Source organism: Streptomyces sp. MST-110588, assembly GCF_022695595.1.
In the GTDB taxonomy this organism is placed as follows: Bacteria; Actinomycetota; Actinomycetes; order Streptomycetales; family Streptomycetaceae; genus Streptomyces.
On record NZ_CP074380.1, the window covers coordinates 3,699,581 to 3,715,081 of the forward strand.

Below are 15,501 nucleotides of genomic sequence, written 5' to 3' on the forward strand. Positions count from 1 at the left end.
CGCGGTCAATCAGCGCGCATCACGCCCCTGGCCGGTCCGAGGCCGACGCTCGTGCTCGCCGCCGGGTGGCAGGAAGCAGCGGACGGCGGCTGGTGGTGGTAAAACGGGTGCGTTTCGGAAGTTTGGTTGTAAAGGTGGGGGCATGAGTACTTCGCAAGGTGCCGCTTTTGATCACGGGCCGGATTCCGTATCCGGGGCAGATTCCGATTTCGGCGCAGGGGCCGGCTCTCCAGGGGAGTGGGTAAGTACGCCCGTCACCGCGGACTTGGTCCGTGGGGCGTTGGAGTTGGAGCGTACGGAGCGCGGCGTGCTGCCGCACCGGTTGCCCGGGTGGGCGCGGGCGCAGTGTTCCGATGGTCAGTTGGCGATGGTGGAGTCGCAGCCGTCGGGCGTACGGCTGGTGTTCCGTACCCGGGCCACCGCCGTCGAACTGGACACGCTGCCCACCAAGCGGGTCTACGTGGGCGCCCCGCCCCTTCCGGACGGCGTGTACGACCTGCTCGTCGACGGCCGCCCGGCCGGGCAGGCGACTGTGCCGGGCGGGAACACCCTGGTCATCGACATGACCGCCGGGACCGCCGAGCACCGGGCCGGCCCGTCCGGTACCGTCCGCTTCGCCGGCCTGGCCGACGGCGTCAAGGACGTCGAGATCTGGCTGCCGCACAACGAGACGACCGAAATCCTCGCCCTGCGCACGGACGCTCCCATCGAGCCGGTGCCGCCCGGGGACCGCAGGGTGTGGCTGCACCACGGCAGTTCGATCAGCCACGGATCGGACGCCGCGAGCCCCACCACCACCTGGCCCGCACTGGCCGCCGGGCTCGGCGGCGTGGAGCTGATCAATCTGGGCCTGGGCGGCAGCGCCCTGCTCGACCCGTTCACCGCCCGTACGCTGCGGGACACCCCTGCCGACCTGATCAGTGTCAAGATCGGCATCAATCTCGTCAACGCCGACGTGATGCGGCTGCGCGCCTTCACCCCGGCGGTGCACGGTTTCCTCGACACCATCCGCGAGGGGCACCCGACCACCCCACTGCTGGTCGTCTCGCCCATCTACTGCGCCATCCACGAGGACACTCCGGGCCCCAGCGCTCCGGACTTCAGCACCATCGGTGAGGGAAGGCTCCAGTTCCGGGCGGCGGGCGACCCGGCGGAACGGGCCGCCGGGAAGCTGACGCTCAACGTCATCCGGGACGAGCTGAGCCGCCTGGTGAAGCAGCGGGCGACCGACGATCCGAACCTGCATCTCCTCGACGGCCGCGACCTCTACGGCGAGGCGGACTTCGCCGAGTTGCCGCTGCCCGATCAGCTCCACCCGGACGCCGCGACCCACCGCCGCATCGGCGAGCGCTTCGCCGCCCTGGCCTTTGGGCCGAGCGGGCCGTTCACCGACGGCCCGTTCACCGACGGCCCGTCCACCGACGAGCCTGCCTGATCGCTTCGAAAAAAAGCCGAAGCCCCAAATCCGGTTGGGGCTTCGGCTTTTTTCGAAGGCGGTCAGGCACTCAAACCGTCGGGCCGTCAGTGGTTGCGGCGGCGGAACGCTTTTCGAATGAAGTGGACGATCAGCCAGATGACCAGGATCACCAGGACCAGGACGACCACGAGCACGATGATCAGGAAGATGCCGAGCTTCTGGAAGAAGCCGCGCTTCTTCTTCTCCTTCTTCTTCGGCTTGGATTCCTCGGACTTCGACTTCGACTTCGAGTCGGCGCTCGTCCCGTAGTTCAGCGCCGAGGTGACGTGGGAGGCGGAGGCGGAGAGCCGCGATCCGGAGTGGTCGGACGCGGTAGTGGCAGCCGCGACGGCCTTTGAGGAGCTCTGGAGCGTCGCCGGGGCGGCCGTGGCCGGGGCCGCTGCCATGAGGCCCAGGACAAAGGCCAGGAGTACGGCCGCGGCACGGCGCGGAGAGCGCGGGGCGCGGCAGGCGCGCGTATCAGCGGTGCGCTGGTTCTGAGCGGCCACGGTTACGGCAGCGGTCGCAGTCGCAGCCCGAGTCGCAGTCGCGGCCCGAGTCGCAGTCGCGGCCCGAGTCGCAGTCGTGGTGCCCGCGGTGGTGGACGTGCTGGTGGTCATGGGTATCCCCCTTGGGTTTGATGCGTCACCCAGTATGGGGGGTGTCCGAGGTGGCCGAGTGGGGACGGGGGTCCGGCGCCGGGGACGGCAGCGGGGCCGGCGGCGCCGTGACCGGCGGCGTCGCGGACGTCGACGGAGCCTCAGGCTTCGGCGTGGCTTCGGAGTTCGCCGGGGCTTCGGACTTCATGGCGCGGGTCTCGCTCTTGAAGATCCGCAGCGATTTGCCCAGCGCGCGAGCGGTGTCCGGCAGCTTCTTGGAGCCGAACAGCAGGATCACCACCAGGACCACGATCAGCAGGTGCCAGGGCTCCAGCCCGTTGCGCAGCATGCCGGTACGTCCTCTCTCTCGTCTCTCGTCCTCGCCCTTGATCAAAGTTGCTACATTGCGCAACTATACAACCAAGGGTCGGTGCGAACCGTCTTCTTCTGTGAGAAGCCGCGCGGATGGGGTGCACGAATGTCAGCAAGCAGCCACAAAGCAGCGGACGGACACGGAGACGGACGCGGCGGACGGAACGGCCACGGCAACGGCAGCGGCAGCGGCAGCGGCAGCGGCGGGCGACGGCCCTGGAGGGTTCTGGGGGTCCTGGCCGCGGCTCTCCTCGTACTGATCGTCGCGGGCGCCGGCTGGGTCTACCTCAAACTCGACGGCAACATCTCCGTCTTCGACGCGGACGGGGTCAGCCCACAGCGCCCCGGCACGGGCGCGGGCGGCCAGAACATCCTGGTCATCGGCTCGGACTCGCGGTCGGGCGGCAACCGCGCACTCGGCGGCGGCAAGGAGGAGATCGGCCGCTCGGACACCGCGTTCCTGCTGCACATATACGGTGACAGCAAGCATGCCGTCGCCGTGTCGATACCCCGGGACGCCCTCGTCGCCCTGCCGCCGTGCCGGCTGCCCGACGGGCGGTGGACCGCGCCGCGCGCCCAGGCGATGTTCAACTCGGCCTTCTCGGTGGGCGGTACGGCCAAGGGCAACCCCGCCTGCACGCAGAACACCGTCGAGAAGATGGCCGGCGTACGGGTCGACCACACCGTGGTCGTCGACTTCGAGGGCTTCTCGAAGCTGACCTCCGCCGTCGGCGGCGTACCGGTGTGTCTGCCCAAGGACGTGTACGAGGGCGACCTCAACCCGCACCTCGGCTCGCCCGGCAAGCGCATCTTCGCCAAGGGGCCGCAGACCGTCTCGGGACAGCGGGCGCTGGATTACGTACGCATCCGGCACGGTATCGGCGACGGCTCCGACATCGGCCGCATCCGGCGCCAGCAGGCGTTCGTCGGCAGCCTGATCAAAAAGGTCAAGGAGCAGGGCCTGAACCCGGCCACCCTGCTGCCGCTCGCCGACGCGGCCACCAAGTCCATGACCGTGGACCCGGGCCTGGACTCGGCCGACAAGCTGCTGTCGTTCGCGATGTCGCTGAAGGACATCGATCTGCACAACACCAAGTTCGTGACGGTGCCCTGGCGTTACCAGGGGGAGCGGGTGGCCGTCGTGCAGTCGCAGGCGGACGAGCTGTGGGCGGCCATCAAGGCGGACCGGGCCATCGGCGGTTCCTCGTCCGCCGGCTCGTCCGCCGGCTCGGGCGGTGGTTCCGGCACCGGTCCGGCCGGTGACGCGACGTCCGGTACGGCTTCCGGCTCCGGCCCCGCCTCCGGGTCGGCTGCGGCTCCCGGCCACGGAGCCATGCCCGGCCGGGGCATCAGCGTCGCCGTCTACAACGGGACCACGACGACTGGTTTGGCGGCCCGCGCGGCCGACCGGCTGCGCGCCGACGGCTTCACCGTCACCACCGCCACGACCGCGCGCTCCCAGGACCACGCCACCACCGTGGTCGAGTACGGCGCGGGCGAGGAGGCCCGGGCGGCGGTCGTCGCCGGCAGCCTGGCCAGCGCGAAGATGGTCCGCGTCGGCCCTCCCGGCATCAGGGTCGTGCTCGGTCGTACGTACGTGGCCGAGGCCGGTGCTGGGGCCGAGGCCGGTGCTGGAGCCGGGGGCGGAGCCGATGCCGGGAGCCGGGCAGACGGTACGGCCACTGCCGCACCCGGAGCCGGCGCCTCCAAGGCGAACGGCGGCAAGGTGCGCTCGGCCGACGACGACATCTGTTCGGGCCTGTCCTACGGGTGAGGCACCCCTTACAGGTGCCTGCGGGTTACAGGTGCCTGCGGGCGCGGACGCCCCGGCGCGTCCCGGCCACCGCCAGCGCCAAGGCGGCACCGTACAGTCCCAGGACACCCGCCAGCAGCGGGTAATAGAGGAGCGGCGGTGCCGCCATGCCCAGGGCCGGGCCCAGTGGTGACAGCGGCAGCAGTACGCCGATGGCGGCGAGCGCGCAGGCGGCGGGGCGGACCGGCCCGTGTCCGAGCCAACGGGACGTACGGCCACGGTCTTCCATACGGCTACGGCCTGCCGTACGGCCACGGCCACAGTCCTCCGTACGGCCACGGCCTGCCGTACGCAGCAGATACATCACCAGCGCCTGCGTGAGCAGATTCTCGGTGAACCACCCGGCGTGGAAAGCCGCTTGGCCGCCCGGGGAACCGGTGTCACCCGCACCGTGCACCGCCGTCGCCAGGATGCCGAAGGTGGCGAGGTCGGCGGCGGCGTTGAGCAGGCCGAAGCCGGTGAGGAAGCGCAGCAGACGGGCGGGGCGCAGCGCCATGGGCCCGCGCAGCGCGGCGGGGTCCGGCCGGTCGAAGGCGAAGGCGAGCTGGACGGCGTCGAAGCACAGGTTCTGCACCAGGACCTGCGCCGGGAGCATCGGCAGGAAGGGCAGCAGCAGCCCCGCGGCGAGCATCGCGATGACGTTGCCGAGGTTGGAGGAGAGGGTGCCGCGCAGGTACGTGGTGATGTTGGCGGTGCTGTGCCGGCCGGCCTCGATCGCCCGGCCGATGGCGCTCAGGTCCTTGGAGGCGAGCACCACATCGGCCGTCTCGCGCGCCGTGTCGACGGCGTCGCGGGGGCAGATTCCCACGTCGGCGGCGTACAGCGCGGGCAGGTCGTTGACGCCGTCGCCCAGGAAGCCGACGGTGCTCCCTTCCGTACGCAGCACACCGACGATCCGCGCCTTGTGCTCGGGCGTACAGCGCGCGAACGCCGTGGTCCGGGCGGCGAGGCGGGCCAGTTCCTGATCGGTCAGGCCGTCGATCCGATCGGCGTTGACCACGGAGACCGGGACCGGGACCGGCCCTGAGCCCGAACCCACGCCCGGGCTCGAACCCACGTCCGAGCCCGGCCCCGGCTCCGCATCCGGCCCCGTTCCCAGGCCCAGGTCGCGGCAGACCCGTGCCACGGTCCCCGGGTGGTCGCCGGTGAGGACCTTCACCGCCACACCACGTCGGGCCAGTGCCGCCGACGCCTCGGCGGCGGTGGGCGCGAGGGCGTCCCGCAGTCCGATGAAACCGACGAGGGTCAGGCCGTACTCGTCGGCCGGGGTACAGGAGCGAGGGCGCGCGGGCTGCTCGGCCAGTGCCACGGCCAGCAGCCGCAGGCCGTCGGCGGCCCGCTCCTCGACGAGCCTGGTCAGCCGGGCGCGGGCGGCGTCGTCCAGTTCGCTGTCCGCCCACTCACCGTGCCACGGAACGCCGTGCTGCGACTCGCCGTGCTGCAACTCGTCGTGCTGCGACTCGTCGTCCTGGCCGGTGGCCCGTACGCGTACCCGTACACAGCGCGCGAGGACCTCCTCGGGGGCGCCTTTGACGACGAGGGTGTACGGGCGCGCGCGGGGGCGTGTACGCCGTTGCGTACGCCCGGAGGCCGTACTGACACCGGAATCGGAGCCGGAACCGCAGCCGGAGCCGGAACCTGGGCCGATCACCGCGTCCGCCCACACCCGGGCTCCCGGCTGTCGCGAGGCGCCCGGATGATCCAGGGGAACCGGGGAGTCCACGGGGTCCAGAGCAACAGGCCGTCGCACCACCGCCGAGGAGATACGGCGGACCGGGTCGAACGGCAGCGCGGCCACACCGTCGTACGCGGCCGGGTCCGGCCTGCCCCCGCCGGCCACCACCGCCTCCTCCCTTGCTTCCGCACCCGCTTCCGCTTCCACCTCCGCCTCCGCCTCCGCCGCGTCGAGGATCGCCTCGTCCAGGGCGTCCGGTACGGGCAGGTCGGCGAGCTGGAGCGTCCACAAGCTGTTGACCGCCGCCCAGTGCAGCGCGTCCGGGCCGGGCCGGCCGTCCGGGTCGAGGGAGCAGTCCAGGACGGGGCGGTCCTGGGTGAGGGTGCCGGTCTTGTCCGTACAGAGCACGTCGACCGCGCCGAGGTCGTGCAGTGCGGGCAGCCGCTTGACGATCACCTCGCCGCCGCGCGCCAGCCGCGCCGCGCCACGGGCCAGCGCGGCGGTGACGACGACCGGCAGCATCTCGGGCGTCAGCCCGACCGCCACCGCGACGGCGAACGGCAGCGTCTCCAGCCCGCGCCCGCGCAGCGCGGCGTCGGCCATCAGCACCAGCGGCGGGGTCAGCAGCATGAAGCGGATCAGGATCCAGGAGACGCCGTTCACGGAACGGTCGAACGCGCTCTCCCGGCGCCGCCGCGCGGGGCTGCCGGACGCCGCCCGGTGGCTGTCGGCCAGGGCGGTACGCGCGCCGGTCGCCAGCACCACTCCGGTACCGCTGCCGGACACCACACCGCTGCCCTGGAAACAGAGGTGCGGCTGTTCGAACAGGTTCGCGGCTGCCGGTGGCGCGTCGACCGCGCGTTTGGGCACCGGCGCGGACTCGCCGGTCAGCGCGGCCTGGCGCACGGTGAGGCCGGTCGCGCGGAGCAGCCGCAGGTCCGCAGGGATCACGTCACCTGGCGCGAGGCGGACCACATCACCCGGGACGAGCTGGTCGACGGGAATTTCCCGAAACGATTCCGCGGGCGGGACGGCCGAGGTGGGCGTATCCGGTGGACCGGCGGGGCGGCGCGCTACCGACGCCGTATCGGGCAGCAGCTCGCGCAGCGCTTCCGTGGCACGCTCGGCCCGGTACTCCCCGCCGGCCCGCAGCACACAGCTCACCACGACCAGGACGCCGATCACGCAGGCCGTGCCCCAGGAGGCGACGGCCGCCGAGACCAGGGCCAGACAGAGCAGCACCGTCGTGAACGGGTCGCGCAGACTGCGCAGGAACCGCCGGAGCCGGCCGGCGCGGCGCCGGGCCACGAGCGTGTTCTCGCCGTGGCGCGCGAGACGCTCCTCGGCCTGCGCCTCCGTCAGTCCGCGCGGCCCGCTCTCCAGCAGCCGCAGCACTTCCAGGGTCGTGAGCGCGGTGGACGATACGGGTGAGGTTGCGGTGGCAGGTGCGGTTGCGGGTGCAGTTGAGGTGGCGGGTGCGGTCGAAGCGGTGGATGTGGCTGAGGGGGCGAGGGAGGCGAATCCGGCGCCCGGCCCACGTACGTCATCGACCCGCTCCGTACGACCTCCGAAGCCGATGCCAGTGCCAGTGCCAGTGCCGGAGTCGGTGCCGGAGCCGGTCCCGGCCGCCGTGACCTCGTCAGGCGCCCAGACCACGGACTCGTCCCGGCACCGCGCGTCCGTCGCTACCGTCAAGGCGATCGACGCGATCGGCGAGCCGGCCGACCAGCATCCGTACCACCGACACCACGTCCGGATCGTCGACCAGGTACACCACCCGGCGCCCCTCCCGCCGGGACCGCACCAGACCCGCGAGCTTCAGCTTCGCCAGGTGCTGGCTCACCGCGGGCAGCGCGCCGCCCACCCGCGCGGCGAGGCCGGTCACATCGCTCTCGCCCTGGGCCAGTACCCATACGATGTGGAGCCGCGCGGGCGAGGCCAGCAGCCCGAAGGTCGCCGCCGCCTCCGTCAGTACCGCGGCGGAGGGATCCGTCAGTACCTCGGGGGACGGGTCCGTCACGTCCTCGACGCCTCTCGCCACTGCCGCTCTCCGTCCGCCCGGGCCGTCGCCCTCACCCCCGAAAAGGCCCAGTCTAGGGCGTTTCTGATGGATCTCCGTGGAAGACGGAGCGGTGTTCGGTGCGTGCGCTCGGCGTGCGGTGTGAAGGGTCATGTGGCGGAGCCACCTGTCCCTTTGCGCCGTGCGGCGAGGGTGCGTGCCGGGCGTCGCGAGGCCGCGGAGATCCGTCAGAAGCGCCCTAGGGGCCCGGGAGCCGCTTCCCGGGGCACTCCCGGCAGCAGGGGAAACAAGGAGCACAAGGAGAACGAGGAACACGAGGGGGCACGGAAAGAGGCTCAGGTCGGGGGAAGCGGCACCGGGGGAACAGGCCGCCTCCCCCGTTGAGGGCCGGACCTCACAGTCCACGCCGGGCTCGGGGGAAGCCGCGGCGTGGACCCCGCAGCGAGGTCCTGTTCCCGGGCCCTGCGCGGACTCCTGCCAGATCCCGCGGGGCACACATCCATGCTGGGCCCCGGACGCCCGTCCGCCGAGCGGCAAAGGGCCCCGTCGGGCGGGTCATTGGTCCTTAAAGAGCGCATCAGTGCGAACGGCGCGTGACACAGCACGTGACACGGTTCCTGACACAGCGCGTGAGAGCAGAGTCTCAAACGCGCTGGTGATACGTGAGGGCTTTTGTGAGGCAGGTGTGGTTAGACTCGCCCGTCCGTGCAGGGTGCCGGGGAGGCGCACGCATTGCCGTAGGGGAGACGGAGCAGATGGCGCAGGCGAAGAAGATCGGGCTGTACGTGATCGTCGTCTTCGTGCTCTACACGATCATCACGTCCCCGGCGCGTGCCGCCGATCTCGTCCAGATAGGGTTCGAGGGCATTTCGTCCGCCGCTCACGGCGTCGGGCAGTTCATGACCGCACTGATCGCGTAGGCGGCGGGAGCCCCTCCCGGGCGGCGGCGCCTCGTCCGTACGTACGGAGGGAAGTTCCGGTGATACGCCACCTGGTCCTTTTCAAGCTCAACGAGGGCGTCCGGCGGGACGAGCCGCGGGTCGTGGCCGGCGCCCGTGCCTTCCAGGAACTGAAGTCGCACATTCCGGAGCTGGAGTTCTGGGAGTGCGCCTGGAACATCACCGACCGGCCCATCGCGTACGACTTCGCCGTCAACTCGGCCGTGGCGGACGCCGACGCGCTCAAGCGCTACATCGAGCACCCGGCCCATCAGGCCGCCGCGGCCCAGTGGCGCGAGTTCGCCACCTGGGTGATCGCCGACTACGAGTTCTGAGTCCGCCCGGTCTGCCGGGAGGCGCGAGAGCTCCACGCCGGGGCCACGCCGGGGCCGCGCCAGGGCCGTACGGAGAAACCCGTACGGCCCTTTCGCATACCTGTTCCGCCTTGCTGAACAGCGCCCCGGTTCGTACGCATCGTGAGGCTATCGCCAAGGCTTGACATAAAGCGATCCACGCGGCTCACACCCGCCCGCGCACGCCCCCGCGCACCCCGTTCACGGCTCCGCCATGTGCTCAACTCTGCCCTCAACACGGTGTTATGCGGTGCTTGCACACAGTGCACATGTCTTGTGATGCTATGACCGCTTTTGCCGGATGAATGGACAGTGAAGGGTGGCGTGACCGTGACGTCTCGTACTGCGCCCAAGGCTCCATCCCGCGAGAGCCGGAGCGCGGACACGCGAGCGCTCACGCAAGTCCTCTTCGCCGAGCTGGCGGGCCTGGATCCGGGGACGCCCGAGCACACACGGGTCCGTGCCGCCCTGATCGAGGCCAATCTGCCGCTGGTGCGCTATGCGGCGGCACGTTTCCGCAGCCGCAACGAGCCGATGGAGGACGTCGTCCAGGTCGGCACGATCGGGCTGATCAACGCGATCGACCGGTTCGACCCCGACCGCGGGGTGCAGTTCCCGACGTTCGCGATGCCCACGGTGGTCGGCGAGATCAAACGTTACTTCCGCGACAACGTACGTACCGTCCACGTGCCGCGCCGGCTCCACGAGCTGTGGGTGCAGGTCAACGGCGCGACCGAGGACCTGACCGTGCTGCACGGCCGCTCACCCAGTACGGCGGAGATCGCCGAACGCCTCAAGATCGGCGAGGACGAGGTGCTGGCCTGCCTGGAGGCCGGGCGGTCGTATCACGCCACTTCTTTGGAGGCGGCGCAGGAGGGTGACGGGCTGCCCGGCCTGCTGGACCGCCTCGGTTACGAGGATCCGGAGCTGGCCGGCGTCGAGCACCGCGACCTCGTACGGCATCTGCTCGTACAACTGCCCGAGCGCGAACAGCGGATTCTGCTGCTGCGGTACTACAACAACTTGACGCAATCGCAAATCAGCGCGGAGCTGGGGGTGTCGCAGATGCATGTCTCGCGGCTACTGTCGCGGAGCTTCGCCCGGCTGCGGTCCGCAAACAGGATCGAGGCATAACCGGGAAGAGCGACCCGTTCCTGCACAGATATGTCGACTTGGCGCTACAGCGCGTTGCCGACATGTGACATTCTGCAGGAACTGCGTTTGCCACGGCGCCGCCTCCGGTATTCAGGTGGAGGCATACGTTCCCGGCCCGGCGAGGACCGGGGACGCCACAGCGACCCGACCGCGACCTCAAGGGGGTGGCATGTCCGTAGAACTGGGCAGCTCGAAGGTGCTTGCCGCGATTCCCGCACCGGCACCGCATGTGCACGACGACGACGCCATCAACACCCGCACGCTCTCCCGCTCCCTGTTCCTGCGGCTGGCCACGCTCGACAAGGACAGCGCGGAACGTACGTACGTCCGCGACACCTTGATCGAACTGAACCTGCCGCTCGTCCGCTACGCGGCGGCGCGTTTCCGCAGCCGCAACGAGCCGATGGAGGACATCGTCCAGGTCGGCACGATCGGACTGATCAAGGCCATCGACCGTTTCGACTGCGAACGCGGCGTGGAATTCCCCACGTTCGCGATGCCGACGGTGGTCGGCGAGATCAAACGCTTCTTCCGGGACACCTCCTGGTCCGTACGCGTACCGCGCCGGCTCCAGGAACTGCGGCTGGCCCTGACGAAGGCCAGCGACGAACTCGCCCAGAAGCTCGACCGCTCGCCGACCGTGACCGAACTGGCCGAGTGCCTGGGGGTGTCGGAGGAGGACGTGGTCGACGGGCTGGCGGTGGGCAACGCCTACACGGCCTCGTCGCTGGACTCCCCCTCGCCCGAGGACGACGGCGGCGAGGGTTCGCTCGCGGACCGGCTCGGGTACGAGGACAGCGCGCTGGAGGGGGTCGAGTACCGCGAGTCGCTCAAGCCGCTGCTGGCCAAACTCCCGCCGCGGGAGCGCCAGATCATCATGCTGCGCTTCTTCGCGAACATGACGCAGTCGCAGATCGGTGAGGAGGTCGGCATCTCGCAGATGCATGTCTCGCGCCTGCTCACCAGGACGCTTGCGCATCTGCGCGAAGGACTCATCTCCGACTGACGCCGGGCGCCGGTCCGCCGTCACGGGGCGGGGCGGCCGGCGCGGATGGCTCGTACGGGAAGGTTGTCGCCCTCATGGGAAGGCGATCGCCCGTAGGGGAAGCTGATCACCCGTACGGCAAGCTGATCGTTCCTGCGAGGTGAACCACCCGTACGGGATGGAGCGTTCGACGTACGGAACGTATGCGAGCCGTCCCGGACCGGTAAGTGCGGAACTCGTACGGGACCCGGACAAGGACCCGTACAAGCGCCGTACAGGCCGTACAGAAAGACACCCGCCGGGCATCCAACGCCCGCGCGCCCCCGCCCGCTTGAGGCAGCTTCCGCTTTCCGGCGGAAAGCGCCCGCCGGGGCGTCACCCCGCGAGCGCCGGCCCCTGGCGATGCTCCAGGGCTCCCCGAACGCCCAGGCCCCGGCCCCAGGCACCAGGCCCCGGGCAGCCCCGCTCCGAGCGCCCCAGGTCTTAGAAGAGGGCCAGCCACGCCGCCGCGGCCACGGCCGCGATCACGACCACGACGCCCACGATGAGCCCGATGCGCGGGCCGGCGGCAGCCTGCGGCGCCGCGGCCCGGCGCCCTCCGCCCTGCGGCGTGCCCTCGTCGACGAAGGCGCGGAACATCTGCGTGCTGCCGGCCGGGTCGTGGTTGCCGTCGGCCGGGTTCTGCGGGTAGTTCGCCATAGGGCAGGACCCTAGCGAACAAGGGCATCGAAGGCACCCCTGGGCCTCACTCATCACTGGCCGGCGGCTTTACGGGGCCCATCGCGCTCCTTGACCACGCCACGGCCCACTCTTTTCGCTCCTTTTACCCTTCTGGTCCGATATACGTTTGCCTTCAGCAACCAAATGACTCTATGGTTGCCCTAAGCAACAAATGAATGCGTGGAGGTGCCCATGGCCGCTCAGAGTCAGTACGAGGAGCTGGCCCGGCAGCTCAGTGCCATCGGTGCCGTCAAGCGCGAAATGGGACGCATCCTCCCCCACGACTGCCCGCCCGCCTCGGCCGGTGTGCTCACCCTGCTCGATCGTTACGGCGAGATGCGGATGAGCAGGCTCGCCGAACTGCTGGCGATCGACATGTCGGTCACAAGTCGACATGTCGCTCATGTCGCGGAGCGCGGCTGGATCGAGCGAGAGGCCGATCCACTGGACAAGAGGTCGCGGCTGCTGCGCCTGACGCCGAGCGGCCGGGAACTCCTGGCGGAGCTCTCCGAGCGCTACACGGAATCACTCGCCCGGTACCTGGACGACTGGTCCGACGCCGACGTCGGCCGTCTCAACGAGCTGCTCGCCAGGCTGCGTGACAGCTTCGGCGACTGCCGTCCCCGGGCGCACCACGACTCCACCACCCGTACACCCGCAGTATGAAAAGGAACCACATGGCTACGACCACACCGTCCGGTGTGCGGGGCGGCCACGCCAAGCGCGGGGGCCACCCGGCCCCCGACGGAGCCCCGATGTCGCACCGACAGATCATGGAGGCGCTGTCCGGGCTGCTGCTCGGCATGTTCGTCGCCATCCTCTCGTCGACGATCGTCTCCAACGCCCTGCCCGAGATCATCCACGACCTCAAGGGCGGCCAGAGCGCCTACACCTGGGTCGTGACGGCATCGCTGCTGGCGATGACCGCCGCCACCCCGCTGTGGGGCAAGCTCTCCGACCTGTTCAGCAAGAAGCTGCTGGTGCAGGTCGCCCTGATCATCTACGTACTGGGCTCGGCCGCGGCCGGACTCTCGCAGAACGCCGGCATGCTCATCGCCTGCCGTGTCATCCAGGGCATAGGCGTGGGCGGTCTGTCCGCCCTGGCCCAGATCGTCATGGCCGCCATGATCTCCCCGCGTGAGCGTGGGCGGTACAGCGGCTACCTCGGCGCCACCTTCGCCGTCGCCACCGTCGGCGGCCCGCTGCTGGGCGGCGTCATCACCGACACCAGTTGGCTCGGCTGGCGCTGGTGCTTCTACGTCGGCGTGCCCTTCGCGGTGATCGCGCTGATCGTGCTCCAGAAGACCCTCAAGCTCCCGGTCGTCAAGCGGCAGGTCAAGGTCGACTGGGCGGGCGCCTTCTTCATCAGCGCGGCGGTCTCGCTGCTGCTGGTGTGGGTGACGCTGGCCGGTGACAAGTACGACTGGATCTCCTGGCAGACCTTCGTGATGGTCGGCGGCGCGATCGTGCTCGGCGCGGTCTTCGTGTTCGTGGAGTCCAAGGCGAGCGAGCCGATCATCCCGCTGCGGCTGTTCCGCAACAAGACGATCACCCTCGCCTCGCTGGCCTCGCTGTTCGTCGGTATCGCGATGTTCACCGGCACCGTCTTCTTCAGCCAGTACTTCCAGCTCGCCCGCGACAAGTCGCCGACGATGTCCGGCATCATGACCATCCCGATGATCGGCGGCCTGTTCGTCTCCTCGACGGTTTCCGGCCAGGTCATCACCAAGACCGGCAAGTGGAAGGCGTGGCTGGTCTCCGGCGGCGTCCTGGTCACCGCCGGCCTGGGCCTGCTGGGCACCATCCGCTACGACACCGAGTACTGGCACATCGCGATCTTCATGGCCCTGATGGGCCTGGGCATCGGCATGATGATGCAGAACCTGGTGCTGTGCACCCAGAACCAGGTCGCCCCGCAGGACCTGGGCTCCGCGTCCTCCGTCGTCACCTTCTTCCGCTCCCTCGGTGGTGCGGTGGGCGTCTCGGCGCTCGGTGCGGTGCTCGCCAACCGCGTCACCCACTACGTCAAGGAGGGCCTGACCGAGCTGGGTCCCAAGGCCGCACACCTGGCCAAGGGCTCCGGCGGTGGCGGCGGCATCCCCGACCTGGCCGCGCTGCCCGCCCCGCTGCGTACGGTCATGCAGAGCGCGTACGGCCACGGTGTCGGCGACGTCTTCCTCTACGCGGCGCCCTGCGCGCTGCTGGCCTTCCTCCTCACGCTTTTCATCAAGGAGGTCGCGCTGAAGACCCGCGGCGGCCTGGCGCAGTCCGCCGAGCCGCAGGGCGCGGACACCGCCGTCCCCGCGGCCGGTGCCACGGCTCCCGCCGCGGCGCGGGCCGAGGAGCCGGTGCCCGCCATGGCCGGCGCGCCGTCCGTCGCGGACGACGGGGACGGCCGGGCGCCCTCCTGGGCGCGGCAGGCCCAGGCCACCGACACCCAGCCGCTGGCGGCGTACGCGTCCGCCGGTGCCCCGGAGGCTCCCGGCACCCCGTCCGGTCCCTCCGTGCACGGTTTTGTACGCAACGCCGAGGGCAACCCCGTGCCGCGCTCCGCGGTGACGCTGATCTCGCTCAGCGGTCAGCAGCTCGGCCGCTCGGCGGTCCAGGCCAACGGCTCGTACGTGCTCAGCGCCCCCGGCGCCGGCTCGTACGTCTTCATCGCGGCGGCCGACGGCCACCAGCCGCAGGCGTCCACCATCGTCATCGGTGACCAGCCCCTGAGCTACGACGTGCTGCTCAGCGGCACCAGCGGCCTGACCGGCCAGGTGCGCGGCGCGGTGACCGGCGAGCCGGTGGAGGGTGCGATGGTCGTGGTCACCGACGTACGCGGTGAGGTGCTGGCCACCGGCACGACCGGCCCCGAGGGCCACTTCGCCTTCGAGGAGCTGGCGAGCGGCTCCTTCACCGTCGCGGTGAACGCCGCGAGCTTCCGGCCGACCGCACTGCCGGTCGAGGTCGGCGGGCAGGGCACGACCCGTATCGAGGTCGAGCTGCTGTCCGGCGCGCGGGTGCAGGGCGTCGTACGGGCGGGCGCGCAGCGCCGTCCGCTGCCGGACGCGCGGGTCACGCTGGTGGACGCGGCGGGCAACGTCGTGGCCACCTCGACGACCGGTGAGGACGGCGCGTACGCCTTCACCGACCTGGACGCGGGCGACTACACGGTCATCGCGAGCGGCTACCCGCCGGTCGCGGGCGGCCTGACGGTCGACGCACGCGGGGTCGACGGCTTCGACGTCGAACTCGCCCACCCCGGGGACTGACCCCGGCCCCCGGAGCTGACCGACGGTCGGCTCCGGGCCCCGGAGCGCGGCTCCGGGCAACCGATCCCCGGCCCGCGGCGCATCGTTCGAGCGGAGGCGCGCCCCGGGCCGGGACCCAGGACCCCGGGCGGCGGCTCGGCGCACAGGCAGGGGAC

The 15,501-nt window shown here is 70.7% G+C and carries 12 protein-coding genes and 1 pseudogene; 8 read left to right on the forward strand and 5 right to left on the reverse strand.

The features are described 5' to 3' along the window. The first annotated feature begins 265 nt into the window (after positions 1–265). Positions 266–1,435, forward strand: a complete 1,170-nt coding sequence (locus KGS77_RS16225) for a GDSL-type esterase/lipase family protein (RefSeq protein ID WP_242582131.1) — start codon at positions 266–268, stop codon at positions 1,433–1,435. A gap of 86 nt (positions 1,436–1,521) precedes the next feature. Here the strand turns inward: KGS77_RS16225 and KGS77_RS16230 are convergent, their stop codons facing one another. Both KGS77_RS16230 and tatA read right to left on the reverse strand, forming a co-directional pair. Then, positions 1,522–1,863: a hypothetical protein gene (locus KGS77_RS16230; RefSeq protein WP_242582132.1), complete on the reverse strand. Its 342-nt coding sequence runs from the start codon at positions 1,861–1,863 to the stop codon at positions 1,522–1,524. Positions 1,864–2,101: 238 nt separating this feature from the next. Continuing rightward, a complete protein-coding gene (gene tatA / locus KGS77_RS16235; protein ID WP_242582133.1) occupies positions 2,102–2,404 on the reverse strand; it encodes a Sec-independent protein translocase subunit TatA in 303 nt (100 codons plus the stop codon). 129 nt (positions 2,405–2,533) lie between these two features. Here tatA and KGS77_RS16240 point away from each other — a divergent pair, with 129 nt between their 5' ends. Continuing rightward, positions 2,534–4,201: an LCP family protein gene (locus KGS77_RS16240; protein ID WP_242582134.1), complete on the forward strand. Its 1,668-nt coding sequence runs from the start codon at positions 2,534–2,536 to the stop codon at positions 4,199–4,201. Positions 4,202–4,226: 25 nt separating this feature from the next. Here KGS77_RS16240 and KGS77_RS16245 read toward each other — a convergent pair. Continuing rightward, positions 4,227–7,322, reverse strand: a pseudogene (locus KGS77_RS16245) (HAD-IC family P-type ATPase); the annotation flags it as partial. Between the two features lie 232 nt (positions 7,323–7,554). Continuing rightward, positions 7,555–7,935 (reverse strand): metalloregulator ArsR/SmtB family transcription factor, encoded by a 381-nt coding sequence (locus KGS77_RS16250; RefSeq protein ID WP_242587497.1) that lies wholly within the window; start codon positions 7,933–7,935, stop codon positions 7,555–7,557. A 755-nt stretch (positions 7,936–8,690) separates the two neighbouring features. Between KGS77_RS16250 and KGS77_RS16255 the strand changes: the two genes are divergently transcribed. The 4 genes from KGS77_RS16255 to KGS77_RS16270 all read left to right on the forward strand — a co-directional run bounded on the left by KGS77_RS16255 (position 8,691) and on the right by KGS77_RS16270 (position 11,387). After that, entirely contained in the window at positions 8,691–8,855 is a 165-nt protein-coding gene (locus tag KGS77_RS16255; protein WP_242582139.1) for a hypothetical protein, read from the forward strand. Between the two features lie 59 nt (positions 8,856–8,914). Continuing rightward, on the forward strand, positions 8,915–9,208 hold the full coding sequence (locus tag KGS77_RS16260) for a Dabb family protein (protein ID WP_242582142.1): 294 nt from the start codon (positions 8,915–8,917) through the stop codon (positions 9,206–9,208). A 342-nt stretch (positions 9,209–9,550) separates the two neighbouring features. After that, entirely contained in the window at positions 9,551–10,360 is an 810-nt protein-coding gene (locus tag KGS77_RS16265) for an RNA polymerase sigma factor SigF (RefSeq protein ID WP_242582145.1), read from the forward strand. Positions 10,361–10,550: 190 nt separating this feature from the next. Beyond that, the gene (locus KGS77_RS16270; RefSeq protein ID WP_242582147.1) at positions 10,551–11,387 is read left to right on the forward strand and encodes an RNA polymerase sigma factor SigF; all 837 of its coding nucleotides are present in this window, start codon (positions 10,551–10,553) and stop codon (positions 11,385–11,387) included. A 462-nt stretch (positions 11,388–11,849) separates the two neighbouring features. Here KGS77_RS16270 and KGS77_RS16275 read toward each other — a convergent pair whose 3' ends face one another. Then, the gene (locus tag KGS77_RS16275; protein WP_242582148.1) at positions 11,850–12,065 is read right to left on the reverse strand and encodes a hypothetical protein; all 216 of its coding nucleotides are present in this window, start codon (positions 12,063–12,065) and stop codon (positions 11,850–11,852) included. A gap of 213 nt (positions 12,066–12,278) precedes the next feature. On the opposite strand from KGS77_RS16275, the gene KGS77_RS16280 reads away from it, so the two are divergent. Continuing rightward, positions 12,279–12,752: a MarR family transcriptional regulator gene (locus KGS77_RS16280; RefSeq protein ID WP_242582149.1), complete on the forward strand. Its 474-nt coding sequence runs from the start codon at positions 12,279–12,281 to the stop codon at positions 12,750–12,752. Positions 12,753–12,763: 11 nt separating this feature from the next. Next, on the forward strand, positions 12,764–15,346 hold the full coding sequence (locus KGS77_RS16285; protein WP_242582150.1) for an MFS transporter: 2,583 nt from the start codon (positions 12,764–12,766) through the stop codon (positions 15,344–15,346). The last annotated feature ends 155 nt before the right edge of the window (positions 15,347–15,501 follow it).